Below are 22,413 nucleotides of genomic sequence, written 5' to 3'. Positions count from 1 at the left end.
GGATCTGGTGACTGCAGAAGCGAACCGTGTGGTTCGTCGCTGCGGTGACACCCCTCTAGGCAGGGCCGTTGATTCGGTCAAACGCTTTTTTGCACTTTTCTTTCAATCGCGCGGCACAACTGTCTTTTTGATCCAGCGCCCGGCCACCGGGTGGGACTTGGTGCGCCGTTGCAACGCCCCCTGCCACCTCAGTGCGCCAGCAAGACTGGCACCGGGCTCTGCTCCAGCATCGCGCGCGTGACCCCGCCAAAGAGTGATTCGACCCAGCGTGCATGGTCAAACCCGCCCATGACCACATACGCGGCATTGCGGCTGCGCAGGACCGTCGCCAGGATCTCGTGAACCTTTGCGCCGCGTCCTTCCTCGATCTGGACGTCGGCTCGAATATCATGACGCGCCAGATATTGCGCCGCCTCCGATGCCTGAAGCGCAATCGAACCGTCGTTGATCTGCAGCAGCGTCACCGACTGCGCCAGCGCGAGCAATGGAAGCGCGGCGCGCATCGCAGCCTCAGCGCTGTCGGAACCGTCCCATGCGATGACGACATTGCCCGTCAGGTCGAGCCGTCTTGCCCCCTCGGGAACGGCCAAGACCGGTTTCCGGCTCTTGAGGACAAGCTCGCCTGCGATCTCCGTCATGTCGGGATACCATTCCCCGTCCAGCTTACGGTTCACGACGATCAGATCGGCGAGCTTCGCCGCATCGCGGACGCACGCCGCAGGATCGCCGGTCGCATCCACCCAGTCGTACGGAACGTCCTCGTGCGCCAGGCGCGTCTTGACCGCAGCGGCGTTGCGCGACTCGCGGGCTTTTTCGTCCGTGAGCAACAGGGCGTCGCCCCCTGCCCCCAGATAGTCGCCGATGAAGACGGGGACCGCGACGACGTCCACGCAGGTCAAATGCCCCCGCACACCACGGACAAGATCGAACGCAGCCTGAAGCCGGGCTTCCTGCCCCTCGTCGTCATGCACCAGAACCAGGACATTCTTCATCGATCGTCTCCAGCGTTGCTCGTGACGCATGCTATGACGAAGGGTCAGGACGGAGAATCGGGAATAGTACGGAGCAAGCGTCCCCCGCGCCGGTCAGCGCTTGTGCCGCCGTAGCCGGCGGAACAGGCCGCCCTTGGCAATGCCTTCCAGGGTTGCACCGGGGCCCTCGGAATCGAGTACCTCATTATCGGCAAGCCATGCCTCGACCTCGTTCAGGTCGGGCGTCTCATAGGGCACCAATGTCTTCCCCGTTCCCCGCAATGCCTCGATCGTTCCAATCAACGACCCCGTTTCGGAAAGATGCGCGGTCACCGCCGCGACCTCCAGCCCGAGATGCTCGGCGATCAATCCGTCACGGATGCCGGTGATCACCGGGCCATAGTCCCCGTTGCCCGCACTCGCGGTCGAGATGGTCACGTCGCATTCGGTATCAAGCCGCATCGAGCGATTGTTCATGTTCGATGATCCTACGCGCAGCGTGCGATCGTCGACGATCATGATCTTGGCATGGACGTAGATCGGCGCGCCGCCCGCGGTATGCGGATGGTAGATGCGAAACCGATGATGCGGGTCGCGCCGGTGCAGCGTCTCGTACAGTCGCGCCCGCGCGGTATCCATCGCGAGCGGCTCCAGCCAGCCTTGCGCGGCAACCGGGTTGATCAGCACGATTTCGGGCCCATCGGCCTCGTCGAGCCGACGGGCGATCGCCTCGGCGATCTTGCGCGAGGCGAAATACTGGCTCTCGGCGTAGATGAACCGTTCCGCGCGTGCGATCTGGTCAAGATACAGGCGTTCGATCTCGATCACCGGTGCACAGTCCGGCATTTCCGGCGCGCTCCGCGCGATCGCGACCGTGACGGCATCGAAGTGGCGCTCCAGGGCCTCTGGCCAGCAATCGCTCACCCCGCCGACCGGCTGGAGCGGATGACCGCCGGCACGCTCCCATCGCATCCGCGCGTGGTCGCCGAGCGCCGCGGCGACCGGGCCAGTCAGCGCGGTCGTTGCATCGTGCCAGGGCTTGTACGGTTTGCCGTTCGGTTGGCGGCGGCCGGGTTCGTCGTCATGGTGTGCGCGCGTGTCCCAGCGATCGCCGGTCATGTCGATGCCGCCGCAAAAGGCAAAACAGTCGTCGATCACGACGATCTTCTGATGATGCGACGCGGCGGGGGGATGCCTGGCATCGAGCTTGGTATGGATCCGCGGGTGCCGCATCCATTTGAGCACGGTGAAGAGAGTCGACCCGCGGAATAGCGTCTTGAGCGCGCCGAGATCCCAGCGCAACAGGAACACCTCCAGATCGGGGTTGTTCTCGACCAGCCAGAGAATGAAGTCACCGACGCGCGAAGGGGCGTCGCGCGCCTCCTCGCTGGTGCCGAGGTCTATCCGAGCGTCGAAGTCCCAGCCAATCAGCATGATCCGCTTGCGCGCCTTGAGCATCGCCGAACGGGCATGGCGGAAATAATCGGCGGCATCGACGATTACCGATGCCGCCGTCGCCGACTCGACGCGCCAGCACGTGTCCCCCGGACGCAGTGAATCGTGCCCGCCGTCGGTCATGAGCGGCGCGCGGCCGGAGCGAGACGAGGCTGCAGGTGCATCACGCCCTTACGCGAAAGGCGCGTTCGCAAGTCAAGGCTTTCCCTCAGTCCCCGCCACGCACGCCACAATAACCGTTTCATGCAGGGACCGGATCGGGCCGTCGCGGGTTTGTGCGCTCGACCCGTTACCCTTCCCCAAGGATTTCCCATGGACATCACCGACCTGATTCTCGATGACCACGCCCAGATGCGCAAGCTGTTCGCGCAGATCGAACAGATCGACCGCACGGACACCGAGTCGCTCGGCGCGATCTGGGGGCGGCTCAACGCGCTGCTCGATACCCATGCCGAGGCGGAAGAGCGGTTCTTCTATCCGCGGCTGATGCAGATCGGCACCGGCGGCAACGACGCGGACAGCGCCGAAGAGGAGACCGAGGACGCGATCGAGGATCATAACGAGATCCGCGACGCCGCCGCTGCGGTCAACAAGGAAGAGGTCGGGTCGGACGCCTGGTTCGAGGCGATCGGCAAGGCGAACGAGGAAAATGGCGACCACCTCGCCGAGGAGGAACGCCAGGGCCTGACCGACTTCCGCGAACATGCGACGCTCGAGGAACGGCACGATCTCGCAGTCAAGTTCGCGGCGTTCAGCGCGGCGCACATCACCGGGGTCAAGCCGGTCGACAAGGACCCGGACCAGTGGCTCGCGGACCACGCCAAGAAGTAACCCCCTGCCCTCCCTCCCCAGGAGAAACCCGATGTCGAAGACCACGATCGCAGATTTGTTCGCCCAGACGCTCCATCTTGCGGGGGTCGAACGGATCTACGGCGTGGTCGGCGACAGCCTCAACGGACTGACCGAGGCGATCCGCGCGCAGGGCAAGATCGAGTGGATCCACGTCCGCAACGAGGAAGCGGCAGCGTTTGCGGCGGGGGCGGAGGCGCAGCTGACGGGCAAGCTCGCGGCGTGCGCGGGATCGTGCGGGCCGGGGAACATGCATTTGATCAACGGGCTGTATGACTGCAACCGGACGCGCGTGCCGGTGCTCGCGATCGCGGCGCAGGTGCCGAGTGGGGAGATCGGATCGAACTACTTCCAGGAGACGCGGCCCGAGGCGCTGTTCCGCGAGTGCAGCGTCTATTGCGAGACGATCAGCGATGCGGACCAGATGCCGCGGACGCTCGACACCGCGATCCGTGCGGCGGTGGGGCATCGCGGGGTTTCGGTCGTCGCGATTCCGGGCGACGTTGCCTTGCGGACGACGACGGGAACGCTTGCGCGATCGGCGGATGCGTTGCTGCCTGCCACCCCCGTCATTACCCCGGCCGCGGGCGAGATCGCCAAGCTGGCGGCGCTGCTCAATGATGCGGGCAAGGTCACGATCCTGGCCGGGCGCGGCTGCCGCGACGCGCATCCGCAGCTGATCCGGCTGGCGGCTGCATTGCAGGCGCCGGTGGTCCATGCGCTCGGGGGCAAGGAATGGGTCGAATATGACAACCCCTATGACGTCGGGATGACCGGACTGATCGGCTTTGCCTCGGGCTATGATGCGATGATGGCGTGCGACACGCTGCTGATGCTCGGCACCGATTTCCCCTATCGCCAGTTCCTGCCGAACGAGGCGAAGGTTGCACAGATCGACCTCCGGCCCGAGAACCTCGGGCGGCGGACCGCTATCGACCTGGGGCTGGTCGGCGATGTTGCCGCGACGATCGAGGCGGTGTTGCCGCAATTGCGTGATGGGCGGGATCGGGACTTTCTCGATAAGTCACTGGAAAACTACGCTAAAGCGCGGGAGGATCTCGACGAGCTGGCGGATGGCAAGCCCGGCAGCGGGGTGCTCCATCCGCAGCATGTCGCGCGGCTGGTGAGCGAGATGGCGAGCGAGGATGCGGTGTTTACCGCCGATGTCGGTACGCCAACGGTATGGGCCGCGCGCTACCTGAAAATGAACGGGCGGCGTCGGCTGATCGGGTCGTGGAACCACGGGTCGATGGCGAATGCGTTGCCGCAGGCGATCGGCGCCCAGGCGGCCTCGCCGGGGCGGCAGGTGGTGTCGCTGTCGGGGGACGGCGGACTCGCGATGCTGATGGGCGAGTTGCTGACGGTTCGCCAGCTCGGGCTGCCGGTCAAGATCGTCGTCTTCAACAACGGGACGCTCGGGTTCGTCGAGATGGAGATGAAGGCGGCTGGGCTGGTCGAAACCGGCGTCACGCTCGACAACCCCGATTTCGCGGCGATGGCGCGCGCGATGGGGATGCACGCGGTGCGCGTTACCGACCCGGGCGATCTCGCGCGCGGTGTGCGCGAGGTGCTTGATCATCCAGGGCCTGCCTTGCTCGACGCGGTCACTGCGCGCGACGAGCTGTCGATGCCACCGAAGATCACGCTCGAGCAAATGAAGGGGTTCACGCTGTATATGGCGAAGGCGATCCTCAGCGGGCGTGGCGACTCGGTGATCGAACTGGGGAAGACCAACGTGGGGCTGTTGAAGACCCTGTTCTGAACCGTTTTCCCGCGAAAGCGGGAATCCAGGGTTGCGCAGGGCAACGCTGGTTAGTGCGTGCGACTCCTGGGCTCCCGCTTTCGCGGGAGAACGTTTCTCGGACGGGCTGCCCCGTCCCGCGTCCCGAATACCCCTTACGACCGTCTCAATCTGAAGGAAAAAGCGATGGATTATCTGAAGCTCGGCATGACCGGCCTCGACGTCTCGCGGCTGTGCCTCGGGTGCATGACCTACGGCATTCCCGACCGCGGCAACCACGCCTGGACGCTCGACGAGGAAACCAGCCGCCCGATCCTCCAGAAGGCGGTCGAGGCGGGGATCAATTTCTTCGACACCGCCAACGTCTATTCGGACGGCACGTCGGAGGAGATCGTGGGACGCGCGCTCAAGGATTTCACGCGGCGCGAAGAAGTCGTGATCGCCACCAAGGTGCATGGCCGGATGCGCCCCGGACCCAATGGCGCGGGGCTCAGCCGCAAGGCGATCATGACCGAGATCGACGCCAGTCTGACGCGGCTCGGCACCGATTATGTCGATTTGTACCAGATCCATCGCTTCGATCCCGAGGTGCCGATCGAGGAAACGCTCGAGGCGCTGCATGACGTCGTTAAGGCGGGCAAGGCGCGCTACATCGGTGCGTCGTCGATGTATGCTTGGCAGTTCGCGACGATGCTCCACGTGTCGGACGCGAACGGCTGGACGCGCTTCTCGACGATGCAGAATTATCTCAACCTGCTGTACCGCGAGGAAGAACGCGAGATGCTGCCGCTGTGCGAGGCGGAAGGGATCGGCGTGATCCCGTGGAGCCCGCTCGCGCGCGGACGGCTGACGCGCGACTGGGACGAAGCGACCAACCGGTCCGAGACCGACCAGTTCGGCGCGACGCTCTACAGCCACACCGCCGACGCGGACCGTCGCGTGGTCGAGCGGGTCGCCGAGATCGCGTCCGAACGCGGCGTCCCGCGCGCGCAGATTGCGCTGGCGTGGGTGCTCGCCAAGCCCGAAGTCACCGCGCCAATCATCGGCGCGTCCAAGCCCGGCCATCTCGACGATGCGATCGCGGCGCTTGAGATCGGGTTGACCGAGGACGAGATCGCGCGGCTCGAGGAACCCTATGTGCCGCATGCGGTGGTCGGCTTCGCATGAGCGCGAAGACGGTCGCGCTGCCCGATGGCACGCTGGTCCCCGCGCTCGGGCAGGGCACGTGGAACATGGGCGATTCCGCAAGCACGCGCGCAGCCGAGATCGCCGCGCTGCGCGAGGGGATCGAGCGCGGGATGACGCTGATCGACACCGCCGAAATGTATGGCGATGGCCGGTCGGAGGAACTCGTCGGCGAAGCGATCGCGAAGGTGCGCGAGCAGGTCTTCCTCGTCAGCAAGGCATTGCCGCAAAATGCGTCGCGCGCACGGTTGCGCGGCGCGTGCGAGGCGAGCCTTGCGCGGCTCGGGGTGGACCGGCTCGACCTGTATCTGCTCCACTGGCGGGGTCCGGTGCCGCTGGCGGAGACGGTCGAGGCGATGGAGCGGCTGGTCGCGGACGGGCTGATCGCGCGCTGGGGGGTAAGCAACCTCGATGCCGACGACATGGCGGAGCTGGTCGCCGCGGGGGGTGCGGCGTGTGCGACCGACCAGATCCTCTACAATCTGACGCGGCGCGGGCCGGAGCTGGATCTGCTGCCGTGGCTTGGGGCGCATGGGATCCCGGTGATGGCGTACAGCCCGGTCGAACAGGGGCGGCTGCTCGGGAATGCCACCTTGCGGTCGATTGCCGCGGAGTTCGATGCGACGCCCGCGCAGGTGGCGCTGGCGTGGGTGCTGCGCGATCCGTCGGTGATCGCGATTCCGAAGGCGGGATCGGTCGCGCATGTGCGGGACAATCATGCGGCGCTCGATCTGCTGCTGGATGGGGTGTTGCTCGAGCGGCTGGAGGCGGCGTTTCCGCGGCCTAAGAAACGCAGGGCGCTCGAGATGCTGTGATGGCGGGGTGCTGCGGCGTCCGTACGGGTTTCCTCCCTACATGCGCTTTCCAACACCCTCCTCCCCCCACTCGCTTCCCCGGCGAAGGCCGGGGCCCAGTCGAGGGCGGGGAGTGGCGGGCGCTGCGCTTCGATGACGCCGACCTTCGCTCCTGGGCCCCGGCCTTCGCCGGGGAAGTGATCGGGGGGGCGGATCTTCCTTGCCGCCACGGTTTGTTGCACCGCCCTACGCGCGCTTCCCCGGCGAAACCGGGCGCCTCCCCTTCCCTTCAGGGGAGGGGCTGGGGGTGGGGCCGTGCCTCCTTCCGACGGCAGGGGTGCTGCACTGCCCCACCCCAACCCCTCCCCTGAAGGGGAGGGGCTTTCGTGCTCTAAGGTTCGTCCTTCGAATCCGGTGTTACTGGCGACCGTGCAGGAGGCGGGCGACGGCGATACGGGACTCTCGCTCTCGAGGAATGACGGGCGTGACGGAACGTCGCCCCCCACTCCGCCCGTCACCCCGGCGGAGGCCGGGGCCGTTGCGTTACCCTCGCGTGCCCGACCAACATGGCGGCCCCGGCCTACGCCGGGGTGACGGGCATCCTCCAGCCGACGATGGACATTCCCCCACAATCCCGGAACAAGCGCCCGCATGATCCTCACCGATATCGCGACGCGCACCTATAACCATGGCTGGCGGCTCGACCCGATCGTGCGCAGCCTGCTCGATACGGATTTCTACAAGCTGCTGATGCTGCAGATGATCCGGCATCTCCACCCGGACGTCGAAGCCACCTTCTCGGTCATCAACCGCACCAAGTCGGTCCGCCTCGCCGAGGTGATTGACGAAACAGAGCTCCGCGCACAGCTCGATCATGCACGCACGGTGCGGTTCGGGAAAAAGGAGCTGATCTGGCTCGCGGGCAACAGCTTCTACGGCAAGGAGCGGATGTTCGCGTCGGACTTCCTCGGCTGGCTCGCCGATTTTCAGCTGCCGCCCTACGATTTGCGCGTGGTCGACGGGCAATATGAGCTGCATTTCGATGGCCCGTGGACGCACACCACCATGTGGGAAGTCCCCGCGCTCGCGATCCTCAACGAACTGCGCTCGCGCGCCGCTTTGCGTGGGCACGGGCGGTTCGAGCTCGACATCACCTATTCGCGCGCGAAGGCGCGGCTGTGGGACAAGGTCGAGCGGCTGAAGCACCTCCCCGGCCTCGTCCTGTCGGACTTCGGGACGCGGCGGCGGCACGGGTTCCTGTGGCAGCGCTGGTGCGTCGAGGCGCTCAAGGAAGGACTTGGCGAGCGCTTCATCGGGACGTCCAACGTGCTGCTCGCGATGGATACCGACCTCGAGGCGATCGGCACCAATGCGCACGAACTGCCGATGGTCGCGGCAGCGCTCGCGCGCGACGATGCCGAGCTTGCTGCCGCGCCCTATCAGGTGCTCGAGGACTGGCGGCGGCATTATGCGGGCAATTTGCTGATCGCTTTGCCCGATGCGTTCGGCACCACCGCGTTCCTTGCCAACGCGCCGCACTGGCTGTCCGACTGGAGCGGGTTCCGCCCCGACAGCGCGCCGCCGATCCCGGCGGGCGAGCAGATCATCGCCTGGTGGCAGAGCCACGGCGTCGACCCGCGCGAGAAACTGCTGATCTTCTCGGACGGGATGGACGTCGATTCGATCGAGCAGGTCTATCGCCATTTCCACGGGCGGGTGCGGATGAGCTTTGGCTGGGGGACCAACCTGACCAACGACTTCCGCGGCTGCGACCCGCGCGGCGGGGCTGCGCTCGAGCCGATCTCGCTGGTCTGCAAGGTGACGCAGGCGAACGGGCGTCCGGCGGTCAAGCTGTCGGACAATCCCGCCAAGGCGACCGGCGACCCCGCCGAGATCGCGCGCTATCTGCGCGTGTTCGGCACCGCGGGCCATGTTCCGACGACCGTCAGCGTCTAGGCACCAGCGCCCGCCCCGTCACCCCGCGCGCGCGCGATCAGCTTGCGGACGGTGCCGACCAGATCGATCGGGTCGAACGGCTTGAGGATCACCCCCGCCACGCCGTGTACGCCCGCGTGGATCGCAGCGGAATCATGCCCGCGCGCGGTCAGGAACACAGCCGGGATCGCCGCCAGATCGGGTTGCGTGCGCAAGGCGCCCAGCAGCGCGATGCCGTCCATCCCGGGCATCATGACGTCCAGGATGATCGCATCCGGCCGCCACGGGTCGTCCGCCAGCAGTCGCAGCGCCGCCGCGCCCGAACCGGCCGAGCGCACTTGCAGCGCCGGGTCCAGCGACAGCGCCATTTCGACGATCGTGCGGATGTCGGCATCGTCGTCGACGTACAGGATCCGCACCGGATCGGTCATGGCCGTCCTCTCGCCGCCAGGATCCTGCGGACCGTTGCCGTAAGGTCCGGCAGCGATTCCCGTGACTTGACCAGCACGGCATCGACCATCCCCGCCGCATCGGGCGCGATCTCGTGCGCCGAGAAGATGATCGTCGGGATGGCAAGCCCGTCGGCGTCGATCAGCATCGGCAGCAATTGCAACCCGGAGCCCTCGGGCAGATGCAGGTCGAGGATCGCGATGTCCGGCCGCTCGGTTTCCAGCAATGCGCGCGCGGTGGCGAGATCGGTTGCCTTCAGGATGCGGGCGTCGCGGTGCAGCGCGGTTTCGGCGACGGACAGCACGTCCGGGTCATCGTCGACGTGCAGGATCGTGGCGCGGGTGCCGCCCGACCGGCGGGTCGCGGTCTCGATCGCCCGTCCAAGCCGCTGCGGATCGACTGGCTTGACCAGCCAGTCGATCAGTTCGTCCGCAATCGGATCGGCAAGCGCCTCCGGATCACGCGCGGCAACCACGATGATCGGCGGGACGGCCGCGCCGTCCGCCGCGCGCAATCCCTCGACCAGCGCCCATCCGCTCTCGTCCGCGCGCTCGACATCGAGCAGCAGCGCGGCAAAGCTGCGCCGGGCCAGCGCCGCCCGGGCGGCTTCGACCGTCCCGACCGGTTCGGCCCGGTAGCCAAGGTCTGCGACCATCGTTTCGAGCGCGCATGCCATGTCGACATCATCCTCGCAGATCAGAACGCACGGCGCGGGGGACGGCTCCACCAAAGGTACGGCCTTTCGCTGAAGATCCAGCGCGAAGGCGAAGCGCGATCCACCGCCCGGCCGATCCTCGAACCAGATCCGGCCGTCGTGCCGCGCGATGATCTCGCGCGAGATCGCCAGGCCGAGACCCGTGCCGACGCCCTGCTCCCCGTCGGCCCGCTCGAAACGCCCGAAGATGCGCGTGCGGAATGCGGTCGGGACACCCGGGCCTTCGTCGTCGACCGTCACGATCGCCTTGCCCCCCGCCTCGGAGCGGGTCAGCCCGATCCGCACGACCCCGCCGGTCGGCGACGCGCGCACCGCATTGGACACGAGATTGGTGATCACCTGGAGCAACCGGTCCGGATCGCCGAGCACGGGAACCTCCCCGTTCGGCAAGGTAGAGGCGATGTGCACCGACTCCGCCACCCCCAGCCCCTGGCTGCCGACCGCCGCGCGATCCACCACGTCGGCCAGGTCGATCGGCATCCGCGCGAGATGGAGCATGCCCGACTGGATCCGGTCGATATCGAGCATGTCGTTGATGAGCCTGATCAGGCGGCGCGAATTGTTCTCGGCGATCTCGATCAGCCGGGTGGCCTGGTCCGGCAACGGCCCCGCCGACCCCGCCCGCAACAACCCCAGCGCCCCGACGACCGAGGTGAGCGGCGTGCGCAGTTCGTGGCTGACGGTCGACATCAGCGCATCCTTCAGCCGCTCGACACGTCTGCGTTCGGAAACGTCGCGCGCCGACACGACGATATGGGGTCCGTCGGGAAGATGGATCACGCCGAGCGCGACATCGACCGACACTTCATGCCCGTCGCGGTGGAGCAGCGTCCGGTCGGGCCGGTAAGGCTGTTCCAGCCGCCCCCCGACCATGCGGACGCGCTCGTGCAGCGGGAGGCTGGTATCGTCGATCCGCAGCACCGTCGTGACGTTCCGGCCGACCAGTTCGTGCGGCGGATAGCCGAGCAGTTCGGACGCGGCGCGATTGATCGTCTCGATCGTGCCGACGGGATCGATGATCGCGATCGCATCGATCGTGCTGTCCAGGATCGTGCGATTGCGCTCGGCATTCTCGAACGCCTCGCATCGCGCGTTGTAGCGCGCCACGCTCTGGCGCCAGAAGGCGGCCGCGATCGCCAGGACGATCAGCCCCATCGTCGCGATGCCGACCCAGATGCTGCGCAGGTTCGCATTCGTACGGCGCTGGAACGCGGCGACGCTGTTGTCGCGGGCGACGCCCGCCGCCTGCACGATCTCCGCCGAGAGCGCGCGCATACGCTGCATCACCGCGGCCCCGTCGCCGCGTTCGACCAGCGGCGCCGCCCCGCGCAGCCCGTTCCGGCGGCGTGCCGCGATCACGGCGTCCATCTCGGCAAACTTGCGGACCGCCAGGACGCGCATCGTGCGCAGCCGCGCGAACTGGCGCGGGTCCGCCGCGAGATCGCGTTCCAGCGCCGCGAAGCCCGCGAACACGGCGGCACGGGCGGGGGCGTACCCCTGGAGGAAACGGCCGTCACCCGTGATGATGAAGCCGCGCTGCCCCGATTCGGCATCCGCCATCCGCGGAATCAACGTGGTGGCGATCGCGCGGCGTTCGAACGACGCGCGCGCTTCGTGCCGCAAGGTCTCGCTCAGCGCATATTGATGCTGCAACCCCGCCGCCATGATCGCCAGCAGAAGCGGACCGGGCAACGCCAGCCCGAGGTAGCGCAGCGGGTCCGGACGCACCGGCATCGCGGGATCCGGTCGCGCCGTACGGGACGGGCTCACGACTGCGCGATCGGGTCGGTCTGACCCAGCAACGGTTGCATCGCGAGCAACGCCTGCGCCCGGTTGGTCACGCCGAGTTTGCGGAAGATCGCGGACATATGCGCCTTGACGGTCGCCTCGGTGATCCCGAGATCGCCCGCGATCTGCTTGTTCAGCCGCCCGTCGGCCAAGGCGAGCATGACCTTGAGCTGCGCGCCCGACAACGTCCCGATCAGCACGCGTGCCGATTGCGCCGACCGCACCGCACCGTCGGGCGGCGGAAAGACCGATCGACCGGCAACGACCTCTCGCAACGCCGCCGCGAGATCATCCAGCGGCAGGCTCTTCGACAGAAAGGCGACGGCGCCGAGCATCTGCGCCGCCTCGATCACCGCGGGATCGCGATTGGACGAGACAAAGGCGATCGGGGTCGCCCCCAACAGGTGCTGCAACCGCAACAATCCCGAAAATCCGCGGGAATCCGGCAAAACAAAGTCGAGCAGAACCAGCCGATAGCCTTTTTTCCGCAGTGAAATGGCCTGCTCGGCCTCGCCGATCGATCCAGCAACATCGATCGCAACCCCGGGGATCGCGCTCTTTATTGCCAGACCCAGTCCTTCGCGTGTCAGCGGATGGTCGTCCGTGATCAACACGTGGCCCGATACCATTTGTCCCGACACCATGTGAACTGTTGCTCCCGCGGCCAGGTCTCGCGCCTGTGTGCCTTTAACTTACGCTCTTTTCAGCGTATGAAGATTTCACATCGCGATCAACATGTTCATGTCGAAAGGTGACAAAATTCAGGCTCCGGGCTTTACTATTCTGGTCGTCTCGGACGGTTCTGCGAACTGCACGGCGATCGGCCGTCAGCTCGCGGCGGAAGAGTATCGGATATGCTGGTCCACCGGGGTCGCGGATGCCCTGATCCACGCGCGGGACGATCTGCCCGACCTGATCATCCTGGCCGCGGACACGTCCGTGCGCGGCGGCGGGGACGTGATACGACAGCTGCGCGCGCTACCGCCCCCCGCCGGGCGGGTCCCGGTGCTCGCCTGCGCCGCGCAGCGCCACGGGGCACAGGCGCTGTACGCCGCCGGGTTCGACGGCGATCTGCCGTTGGCGGACGATGGTGCGCTGGTCCTGGCGACGATCGCACCTTGGAACCCGGTGGACACCCTCGCGGGGGTCGAGCGACTGACCGCGATCTTCGGCGCCCCGGACATGACCGCGCTGGTGGCGCGGTTCCGGTCGCAGCTCGCCGAGGCGGTGCACGGGCTGGACATCGCGATCGACCGGGACGTCGCGCATCGCATCGCCGGCCTTGCCGGCACGCTCGGCTTCGAGCGGGTCGGCGCCAGCTGGCTGGCCCTGTCGGAAGGTCGGGAAACGGTGCGCGATGCCGCGCGGCGGGATGCCCGGGTGGCGCTGCAGGCGATCGACCGGGCCGGGCACGTCCGGCGCCATCCCTGACGCTTAACCCTGTCGCCGCGCGCGCCGGCAGTTTTATTACACCGCGCGCCGCTGCGCTGGATGATAAAAATATCAAATCGATCCCGCCTGTTAGACTTTGGTCGCAGTTGGATATCCGCCACATCCGGAAGTAGGATCGCGTTAACCGCAGCCGGCTTGAGTGCTCCCACAGCAACGGGCGGGCATTCGACGTGCAGGGTGAGCGTAACAGCAACGGGAGGATCGGGCGGGGCGCATCGCGGTGCGTTCTGGCGGCCTGTTCGCTGGTGGCGACCGCGCCGGCGCTGGCGTCGACCCAGGCCGGAACCACAATCGCCAACACCGCCACGCTGACCGTTGCCGGGGACGGAAGCGGGGCCGCACAGGCGATTCCGTCGAATACGGTCACGCTCAAGGCCGCGGAACTGCTCAACGTCACGATCGCCGCCGATCGCCCCACGATCGCCACGCGCGGCACCGAAACGGTCGCGGTCGGCTTCGTCGTGACCAATACCGGCAATGGCCAGGAAGACTATGCGCTGGCGGTCACCAGCGGCACAGCCCCGGTCACGGTCGATCGGCTCGCGATCGACCGTGACCGGGACGGTGCCTATTCCGCCGCGGTCGACACGCCGCTCGCGCCGGGCGCAGCGCTGTCGCTCGCCCCCGGCGAGACGGTTCGCGTCTTCGTCCTGGTGGACGGCAGCCAGGTCGGCACGGCGCTCGAAGTCCGTGCCGGCGTCACCGCCCGCACCGGCAGCGGCGCCCCCGCCACCGCATTCCCCGGGGCCGGCGACGGCGGCAGCGACGCGATCGTCGGCGCGACCGGAGCAACCGCCAGCGCCACGACGCAGCTCGTCCCGACCGGCGGGCTGCCGTCGCTCGTCAAGACGCAGAGCGTGTTCGCCCCCGACGGCAGCCAGCGTGCGATCCCCGGTGCGATCGTCACCTATCGCCTGGTCGCCGGCTTCGTCGGCGCGACGCGCGGCGTGGTGATCGACGATCCCATCCCTGCGGGCACCCTGTATGTCCCCGGCAGCCTGCGGCTCGACGAGGCGACGCTGTCCGACGCCAGCGACGGCGACGCCGGCACCGCGACCGCCGCCGCGATCCGCGTCGCGCTCGGCGACATGCCGGGCGCGGGCACCCGCACCATCCAGTTCAGCGTGAAGATCCAATGAGGAGCAAGTCGATGTTCAAACCTGTCTGCGCTGCGGTCGTGCTGGCCGCGGCGATGGCGACGCCAGCCCTTGCGGCAGGACCGTTGCAAGTCGAATCCAAGGTCCTGGTCGAACAGAAGATCCGCGCCGCGGACGGCACCGTGCGGGTCGTGCTCGGTCCGCCGCGCAAGGTCGTGCCGGGCGACCGCGTCACCTTCGTGCTCGCCTATCGCAACACGGGCACCCAGCCGATCGCCAACATCGTGCTGGATAATCCGGTGCCCAAGGGGATGGCGTACCGCGGCCCTGCCGCCGCCTCCGCCGCGCCCGAACTGTCGATCGACGGCAAGACCTACGGCGCCTCGCTCGCGGCGCTGAGCGTGATGAACCCGATCGGGACGCTGCGCGCCGCGACGCCCGACGATGTCACCCACGTCCGGTGGCGGCTCGCCCGTCCGATCAGCCCGGGCGGGCAAGGGCAGCTCGCCTTCAACGCCATCCTCAAGTGACCCACCAAGCATCGTGTACAACAGGGAGTGACCAGTAATGTTGAGTAATCGCGTAAGAACCCTGCTGCTGTCCGGATCGGCAGCGGTCGCCAGCATCGGAACGGCGCAGGCGCAGACGGCATCGCAAAGCACCGCCGCCGGCACCAGCATCAGCAACACCGCATCGGTCGCCTACACGGTGAACGGCACCGCGCAGACGACCAATTCGACGACCGCGACCTTCGTCGTCGATCGCAAGGTCAATTTCACGGTGGTCGTCGACCAGACGACCAAGACCCAGGTCAATCTGGGCGACACGCAGGTCTATACCAAGTTCAAGGTGACCAACACGACCAACGGGACGCAGGACTTCCTGCTCGATCCGGACCAGTCGCAGATCGCCAACGGACTGGTCGCCGGGATCGACGATTTCGACATGCTGAACGTCAAGGCCTATGTCGATTCGAACAACAACGGCGTGTATGATCCCGGCGTCGATACCGCGACCTTCATCGACGAACTCGCGCCCGATGCCTCGGTCGAGGTGTTCATCGTCGGCAACGTGCCGGCGGCGGGGACGATCAGCCAGGCGAACGTCGACCTGCACGTGACGGCCGCGGCCGGTGGCCAGACCGGCTTGCAGGGCACCGCGCTGGTCGCAACCGACCTCAACCTCGCCAACGCCGACAATACCGTCGACATCGTGTTCGCCGACGACGATGACGACGGCATCGGCGTCGATATCCTGCGCAACGGCCAGGGCCGCGCCTATGCGTCGTTCGAGATCGGCACGCGCAACGTCGCGCTGACCGTGACGAAATCGGCGCTCGTCCTGTCGGATGGCGTGAACACGCTCAATCCCAAGGCCCTGCCCGGCGCGACGGTGCAATATTGCCTGCTCGTCCGCAACGCGACGCTGTCGACCGCGGCGAATGGCGTGATCCTGAACGACACGATCCCCGCCAACACCACCTACGTCCCGGGATCGATCGTCGTCGGGCTGCCGGGCGGAACCTGCGCGCTGTCCGGGGCGCCGGTCAGCGATTCGACCGGCTTCAACAGCACGACCAAGAATGTGAGCGTCACCGTCGGCACGGTCGCCGGCGGCGCGTCGACCGCGGTCGCGTTCAAGGTGACGATCAACTAGCCGCCGTACCGCCCAACATTACAGGAGAAGTGTCCCTCCGGCGCGCGAAACCCGCGCGCCGGGGAACGCCCCGCCATGTCCAGATTCAGGCACCTCGCGCACTTTGGCGCCCTTCTCGGGCTTGCCGCCGCCATTCCCGGAATGGCGGCCGATGTGACGCGCATTGCCAATACGGCGACGCTCGGCTTCGATGCCTCGAGCGGCCGGCAATCGATATCCTCCAATACGGTGACGCTCGACGTCAACCGGACCAAGCGCCCGACGACGCTCAGTTTCCGCCTGCTGCCCGTGGGGTATCAGTTGACGGGACTGAAGTGCGAGACGTCGCCGCAGAAGTTCACGCCGGCGCCGATCGACGCCGCGGCACTGGCCACCGCCCCCAGGCTCGCCGCGCTCGATACCAGCGAGCCGTTGATCCTCGTGCTCGACAATGCCGGCGGCAATCACGATCCCAACGTCCGCGAGCTGTCGCACATCACGGTGACGACGCCGACCACGACCGGAACGATCGAGCTGCTCGAAACGGGGCCAGACACCGGCGTGTTCGCCGGCGGCGTTCCGGAAAAGGGCGGCGGCAGCCCGGAGATCGCCCCCTGCGACGTGACGCGCGGGCGCGGCGCCAATTTCACGCTGTCGTTCCAGGAAGACGACTTCAGCCTGGCGTCGAGCGCGTCGGTCCTGGTCGATCCGGCCGGCTATGTGTTCGATTCGGGCACCGGCGCGCTGGTCGACGGCGCGACCGTCGCGCTGCTCGACGACGCCGACCAGCCCGCGGTCGTGTACGGCGACGACGGCACCAGCCGCTACCCCTCGACCGTCGTCAGCGGGACGCAGGCGACCGACGCGAGCGGACGGAATTACACGTTCACGCAGGGCAATTATCGCTTCCCGTTCGTCGCGCAGGGGAATTACCACCTGCGCATCACCCCGCCCGGCGCCTATACCGCGCCGAGCACGCGGTCGCTGGCGGACCTGACCGCGCTGCGCGACCCGACCGGGCTGCCGTTCATCCTCAACGACGCGTCCTTCGGCAAACGCTTCACGATCGACACGCCGAAGCCGTTTTTCTCGGACATTCCGCTCGATCGCGCGGGCCAGAGCGCGCTGCTGATCGCCAAGACCGCCTCGGTGCGCGAGGCGTCGCCGGGGGATTTCGTGCAATATCTGGTGAGCGTCACCAACCGCGGCAGCGATACCGCGCGCAACGTCCACCTCACCGACATCCTCCCCAACGGCCTGCGCTACGAACGCGGATCGACGCGCGGCGCGAGCGAGGCGGTACCCTCGGCGGACGGCCGCAACCTCGATTTCGCGGTGCCGGCGATCCCGGTCGGCCAGCGTGTCGACATCCGCTACGTCGTCTCGGTGGCGCCCGGCGCGCCGACCGGGGAGGCGCTCAACCGCGTGCTCGCGGCGGGCAGCGCGGGCGCGACCAGCAACGAGGCGGCGGCATCGGTGCGGATCACTCCGTTGCTGTTCACCAGCGGCTTCACGCTGATCGGCCGCGTGACCGAGGGCGGGTGCGGCGATCCCGACAGCGGACGGATCGGCCTCCGCGGGATCCGCCTGATGCTCGAGGACGGCACCTTCGTCGTCACCGACAAGGACGGCTATTATCACGTCGAGGGCATTCGCCCGGGTCGCCACGTCGTCCAGCTCGACACCAACAGCCTTCCCGCCTCGCACGAGCCGGTCGCCTGCGACAGCGACACGCGGACCGCGGGCAGCGCGATCTCGCGCTTCGTCGAGGCGCAGGGCGGGCTGCTCAAGCGCGTCGACTTCCAGCTCCGCCCGACCGGGGTCAAGGCCGCCGTCGCCGACGCGCTGCCGATCGCGGTCGCGAGCGACAGCATCGCGGCGGGCGACCGCGACTGGTTCGCCGGGCAGACCGCGGGCACCGAGATCCTGTTCCCCGCCGCCGACACCAACCCGCGCGCGCCCGTCACCCGCGTCGTCGTCAAGCATGCCCCCGGTCAGCGCGTCGCGCTCAGCGTCAACGGGCAGCTCGCGGAAGCGCTCGCCTTCGACACCACCGAGACCAACCCCGCCAGGACGATCGCGCTGTCGCGCTGGTCGGGGATCGGACTTAAGGACGGCGACAACCGGATCGTCGCGCGCGTGCTCGACGCCAATGGCGCGGTCGTCACGACGCTGGAGCGGATCGTCCATTCCTCGACCGCAGCGGTCCGCGCGACCTATGCCGCCGACAAGAGCCGCCTCACCGCCGACGGCCTGACCCGCCCGCTGATCGCGGTGCGCGTCACCGATGCCGCCGGTCGCCCGGTGCGCGACGGGACGGTCATCCCGTTCACGGTCGACCAGCCCTATACCGCCGCGGTCGATGCCGAACTCGCGCAGCGCCGCCCGCTCGAGGGGCGTGGCCGCGCCTCGGCCACCGCGCGTGTCACCGGCGACGACGGCCTCGCGTTCATCGCGCTCGAACCGACGACGCAGGCGGGCGCGGTGCACCTCTCGGTCGCGCTCGCCGAGGACAAGCAGGTGCGCACCAGCGACATTCGCGCCTGGCTGTCGGGGGCGGCACGCGACTGGATGATCGTCGGCTTCGGCGCGGGCACGCTCGGCTACGATACGCTCAGGACCCACACCAGCACCCTGCCCCGCGGGATGCGCGGCGGGATGGTCCAGGACGGGCAGATCGCCTTCTATGCCAAGGGGCGGATCAAGGGCTCGTGGTTGGCCACGATCGCCTATGACAGCGCCCGCACGATCGACCGCACCCGCGGGTTGCTCGGCACGATCGATCCCGACCGCTATTACACCGTGTACGGCGACGGGGCGCAGCAGGCCTATGATGCCGCGACGCAGCGCAAGCTGTATCTGCGGCTGGAACGCCGCAACCTGTATGCGCTGCTCGGCGATTTCGAGACCGGGCTGACCGACACGCAGCTCACCCGCTACAGCCGCACGCTCAACGGGGTGAAGGCGGAGTATCAGGGCAATCGCATCCTGTTCAGCGCGTTCGCGGCGGATACCGACCAGCTGTATGGCCGCGACGAGATCCAGGGCAACGGCCTGTCCGGCCCGTATCGCCTGTCGGGCCGCGACATCGTGCCGAACAGCGACAAGCTCCGGATCGAGACGCGCGACCGCCTGCGGCCCGAGCTGATCCTGTCGACCCGGCAGCTGACCCGCCACATCGATTACGACATCGACACCAGCGCGGGCACGATCCGCTTCCGCGAACCCGTGCTCGGGCGCGATGCGAGCAACAATCCGGTGTTCATCGTCGTCGATTATGAAACCGAGGGCGCCACGCGCAAGCTCGCCGCGGGTGGCCGAGCCGCCGTCCGCCTCGCCCGTGGCCGTGCGCAGCTCGGCGCGAGCCTGCTGCGCGACGAGACGATCGGCCGCGCGACGGTCGCCGGACTCGACCTCAAGGCCAAGCCGACCGGCAACACCGAGATCCGCGCGGAATATGCCACCGGCGGCAAGCTCGGGATCGGCACCGGCAAGGCATGGCTCGGCGAGGGCGAGATCCACACCCGCCGCGCCGACCTCCTCGTCTATGCGCGCAGCCAGGATCGCAGCTTCGGGCTCGGCCAGCAGAATGTGGTCGACGCGGGCACGCGCAAGGTGGGGATCGACGGGCGCGTCGCACTCGCCGACCGGCTCGCGCTGACGCTCACCGCCTGGAACGCGACCCAGCTCGACGCGCCCGGATCGCGCAACGCGGCCGAGACGCGGCTCGAATATCGCCGCGTGCGCGGCACGCTGTTCGTCGGCGGCACCTATGCCGATGACACCGGGATCGACGGCAAGGCGCGCCACTCGCGGTTGCTCACGCTTGGCGGCACGCAGGACCTGCTCGGCGGCACGCTGACGATCGGCGCGCAGGCGCAGGTCGCGCCCGGCGGCGACAAGGAAAGCGTCGACTTCCCGCTGCGCCAACAGGTCACCGCCGCACTCCGCATCAGCAAGAGCGTGCGGCTGCTCGCGGGCTACGAGATCTCGCAGGGCAAGGCCTTCACCGCCAACACCGCGCGCGTCGGCTTCGACGTCGCCCCCTGGTCGGGTGCCAAGCTGATGAGCACGATCAACCAGCAGGCGGCGAACCAGATCGGCAACACCGCGACCACCGGCGGCGAGAACGGCCAGCGCACCTATGCGCAATATGGCCTCAACCAGTCGCTCCAGCTGAGCAAGCGCTGGAACCTCGACCTGACGCTCGACGCCAATTCGACGCTTCGCGGCAAGGTGCCGACCGGCGCGCTGGTCAACGCCTTCGCCAGCACCGCCAACACGCCGATCGCCGGGCAATATGGCAATGACGGGGATTATGTCGCGGCAACCGTCGGCGGCGGATACCGCGCCGAGCGCTGGTCGTGGAACGGCCGCCTCGAATATCGCCGGTCGGACCAGAGCAACCGCTGGACGATCAACAGCGACGTGCTTCGCGCGCTCGGCGCGGGCCGCACGCTCGCCGCCAGCGTCCGTTATTCCGACCTGACCGACAAGAAGGGCGCGCGGGCATCGTTCGGCACCGCCGACCTGGCGCTCGCGCTCCGCCCGCAGGACAGCCACTGGTCGCTGCTCGAGCGGCTCCAGGCGCGGAACGAACACGCCGATGCCGGGATCACCGACGGCAACGTCATCGGCGTCCCCGCATATGGCGCTGGCTTCCAGGCGACGCTGCGGCTGATCAACAATCTCGCGGTCAATTACCGCAGCGGGCCGGAAGGCGCTGGCCACGGGTTCGAGGCGACGGTCTATTACGGCGCGAAGTGGGTCCGCGGCAGCTTCGGCACCGACGACTATACCGGCTATATCGACGTGCTCGGGTTCGACCTGCGCCGTGATCTCGGCCGCCGCTTCGACGTCGGGGTGCAGGGTTCGGTCCAGCACGCGTGGGACCGCGGCAGCATCGCGTTCAGCGGCGGGCCGGCGGCGGGGGTGTCGCCCGCGCAGAACGTGTGGATCTCGGTCGGCTACAACATCGCCGGCTACCGCGACCGCGATTTCGAGGCGGATCGCTACACCCGCTCGGGCTTCTATGTCACCGCGCGGCTCAAGTTCGACCAATGGTCGCTCGGCCGCGCCGGCCGCGCGATCTTCGGAGGGGCGAAGTGATGCGGCGCGCGACCATCCTGCTCGCCGGCCTCGCGGCGATGCTGCTTCCCGGCATGGCGGCGGCCGACCAGCTCAGCGTGACCAAGACCGCGAGCGTCGTGTCCGACCCGGTCAACACGATCGCACCCAAGGCGATTCCCGGCGCGATCGTCGATTACCGCGTGCTGTTCACCAACCCGGCGACCAACGCGCTGCTCCCGGTCCGCAACATCACGGTGGACGACGTGCTCCCCGCCCGCGTCATCCTGCGCGTCGCGGATCTCGCGGGGACGGGCAAGGGACCGGTCGAATTCCTCGACGGCAGCCTGCTCGGCCTGGGCCTCGGGAGCAGCAACCTCAGCTGCACCTTCACGTCGCTCGCCAGCGCCACCGATTGCGTCGATTTCTTCGACGGGACGAGCTGGGGCTACGTGCCGACTCCCGACGCGGACGGCTTCGACTCGCGGGTCAGCGCGATCCGCCTCAAGCCGACCACCACTTTCGCAACCAGCGGCTCGTTCCAGATCCGCTACAGGGTAAAGATCCGATGACCTATCTGGCGCCTGTCTCCACCCCTCTCCCTACCTCTTTCACCACGCCCCTCGCCGCTTCCCCCGTCTCGCCCCCCGTCGCCGCCCCCGCCGCCCCCCGCGTCGTCACCGAACGGCGCGAGGACGAGCGGTATCGCCGCGTGCTGGCGACCGGCAAGCTGATGCTCGACGATTGCGAGATGTTCTGTTTCGTCCGCGACCTGTCGGTCGGCGGTGCCAAGATCGAGACGCTGACCGTTCCCATGATCGGCCAACGCCTGACGTTCGAGATGCGCGGGCTCGGTCCCTGTTTCGCGCGCGTCGTGTGGAACCGCGGGTTTCTGGTTGGGCTCGCGTTCGATGAGCCGCAGGATCTGGCGAAAGTCGCCGACCGGGGAACACGGCAGGGCTATTGCGCGCGCGCGCCCCGCTTCGCGACCAACCGTCTCGCGCAATTGCGGGTCGCTGGGGCGACCGTCGCGATCGAGCTGATCGACCTCAGCGCGGGCGGCGCGCGGTTGCGGGGCGCGGGCGTGTTGAAGGTCGATACGGCGGCCTGCCTGATCCTCGACGGCATCGCGCCCCGCGCCGGCTATATCCGCTGGGCGCGGGACGGCGATGTCGGGTTGAAGTTCACGCCGATCCTCGACCTGCCGACCTTGATGCAGATCCTGACCTGATGCGCGGCGCGGATTGATCGATGGCGCGGAGCGGGGCATGCGGTGGCG

The 22,413-nt window shown here is 67.9% G+C and carries 17 protein-coding genes; 12 read left to right on the top strand and 5 right to left on the bottom strand.

The window, feature by feature from the left end; translation table 11 throughout:
• Positions 1-188: 188 nt before the first annotated feature.
• Positions 189-992 carry a universal stress protein gene (locus L8G49_RS19240; protein WP_242187413.1) on the bottom strand — a complete coding sequence of 268 codons (804 nt, stop codon included), beginning with the start codon at positions 990-992 and terminating at the stop codon, positions 189-191.
• Positions 993-1,085: 93 nt separating this feature from the next.
• Positions 1,086-2,549 (bottom strand): phospholipase D-like domain-containing protein, encoded by a 1,464-nt coding sequence (locus tag L8G49_RS19235; RefSeq protein WP_242187412.1) that lies wholly within the window; start codon positions 2,547-2,549, stop codon positions 1,086-1,088.
• Between the two features lie 189 nt (positions 2,550-2,738).
• On the opposite strand from L8G49_RS19235, the gene L8G49_RS19230 reads away from it, so the two are divergent.
• The 5 genes from L8G49_RS19230 (at position 2,739) to pncB (ending at position 8,951) form a co-directional block, all read left to right on the top strand.
• A complete protein-coding gene (locus L8G49_RS19230) occupies positions 2,739-3,257 on the top strand; it encodes a hemerythrin domain-containing protein (protein ID WP_242187411.1) in 519 nt (172 codons plus the stop codon).
• Positions 3,258-3,288: 31 nt separating this feature from the next.
• On the top strand, positions 3,289-5,037 hold the full coding sequence (gene poxB, locus L8G49_RS19225) for a ubiquinone-dependent pyruvate dehydrogenase (RefSeq protein WP_242187410.1): 1,749 nt from the start codon (positions 3,289-3,291) through the stop codon (positions 5,035-5,037).
• A 165-nt stretch (positions 5,038-5,202) separates the two neighbouring features.
• Entirely contained in the window at positions 5,203-6,183 is a 981-nt protein-coding gene (locus L8G49_RS19220; RefSeq protein WP_242187409.1) for an aldo/keto reductase, read from the top strand.
• Positions 6,180-7,016, top strand: coding sequence for an aldo/keto reductase (locus L8G49_RS19215; RefSeq protein WP_242187408.1), 837 nt, complete (start codon positions 6,180-6,182; stop codon positions 7,014-7,016). Before L8G49_RS19220 ends, L8G49_RS19215 begins: the two co-directional genes overlap by 4 nt.
• Positions 7,017-7,646: 630 nt before the next feature.
• Positions 7,647-8,951 (top strand): nicotinate phosphoribosyltransferase, encoded by a 1,305-nt coding sequence (gene pncB, locus L8G49_RS19210; RefSeq protein ID WP_242187406.1) that lies wholly within the window; start codon positions 7,647-7,649, stop codon positions 8,949-8,951.
• Here pncB and L8G49_RS19205 read toward each other — a convergent pair.
• The 3 genes from L8G49_RS19205 to L8G49_RS19195 are packed head-to-tail and all read right to left on the bottom strand — an operon-like array spanning position 8,948 to position 12,497.
• Positions 8,948-9,361: a response regulator gene (locus L8G49_RS19205; protein WP_242187405.1), complete on the bottom strand. Its 414-nt coding sequence runs from the start codon at positions 9,359-9,361 to the stop codon at positions 8,948-8,950. The genes pncB and L8G49_RS19205 overlap by 4 nt on opposite strands.
• Positions 9,358-11,829 carry an ATP-binding protein gene (locus L8G49_RS19200; RefSeq protein ID WP_242187404.1) on the bottom strand — a complete coding sequence of 824 codons (2,472 nt, stop codon included), beginning with the start codon at positions 11,827-11,829 and terminating at the stop codon, positions 9,358-9,360. Before L8G49_RS19200 ends, L8G49_RS19205 begins: the two co-directional genes overlap by 4 nt.
• A 32-nt stretch (positions 11,830-11,861) precedes the next feature.
• Positions 11,862-12,497, bottom strand: coding sequence for a response regulator transcription factor (locus tag L8G49_RS19195; RefSeq protein ID WP_242187403.1), 636 nt, complete (start codon positions 12,495-12,497; stop codon positions 11,862-11,864).
• Positions 12,498-12,618: 121 nt separating this feature from the next.
• Here L8G49_RS19195 and L8G49_RS19190 point away from each other — a divergent pair, with 121 nt between their 5' ends.
• From L8G49_RS19190 to L8G49_RS19160, 7 genes are all read left to right on the top strand, one after another.
• On the top strand, positions 12,619-13,314 hold the full coding sequence (locus L8G49_RS19190; protein WP_242187402.1) for a response regulator: 696 nt from the start codon (positions 12,619-12,621) through the stop codon (positions 13,312-13,314).
• A 191-nt stretch (positions 13,315-13,505) separates the two neighbouring features.
• Positions 13,506-14,474: a hypothetical protein gene (locus L8G49_RS19185; protein WP_242187401.1), complete on the top strand. Its 969-nt coding sequence runs from the start codon at positions 13,506-13,508 to the stop codon at positions 14,472-14,474.
• 11 nt (positions 14,475-14,485) lie between these two features.
• Positions 14,486-14,962 (top strand): hypothetical protein, encoded by a 477-nt coding sequence (locus tag L8G49_RS19180; protein ID WP_242140308.1) that lies wholly within the window; start codon positions 14,486-14,488, stop codon positions 14,960-14,962.
• Positions 14,963-14,999: 37 nt separating this feature from the next.
• Positions 15,000-16,088, top strand: a complete 1,089-nt coding sequence (locus L8G49_RS19175; RefSeq protein ID WP_242187400.1) for a hypothetical protein — start codon at positions 15,000-15,002, stop codon at positions 16,086-16,088.
• A gap of 75 nt (positions 16,089-16,163) precedes the next feature.
• Complete coding sequence (locus tag L8G49_RS19170; RefSeq protein ID WP_242187399.1) at positions 16,164-21,176, top strand: DUF11 domain-containing protein; 5,013 nt, start codon at positions 16,164-16,166, stop codon at positions 21,174-21,176.
• Positions 21,176-21,706: a hypothetical protein gene (locus tag L8G49_RS19165; protein ID WP_242187398.1), complete on the top strand. Its 531-nt coding sequence runs from the start codon at positions 21,176-21,178 to the stop codon at positions 21,704-21,706. Before L8G49_RS19170 ends, L8G49_RS19165 begins: the two co-directional genes overlap by 1 nt.
• On the top strand, positions 21,703-22,365 hold the full coding sequence (locus tag L8G49_RS19160; protein WP_242187397.1) for a PilZ domain-containing protein: 663 nt from the start codon (positions 21,703-21,705) through the stop codon (positions 22,363-22,365). Before L8G49_RS19165 ends, L8G49_RS19160 begins: the two co-directional genes overlap by 4 nt.
• Positions 22,366-22,413 lie beyond the last annotated feature (48 nt).

Origin of the sequence: Sphingomonas sp. CARO-RG-8B-R24-01 (genome assembly GCF_022662295.1) — a bacterium.
Classification (GTDB): domain Bacteria; phylum Pseudomonadota; class Alphaproteobacteria; order Sphingomonadales; family Sphingomonadaceae; genus Sphingomonas.
This window is presented reverse-complemented; position numbering and strand designations above follow the sequence as displayed.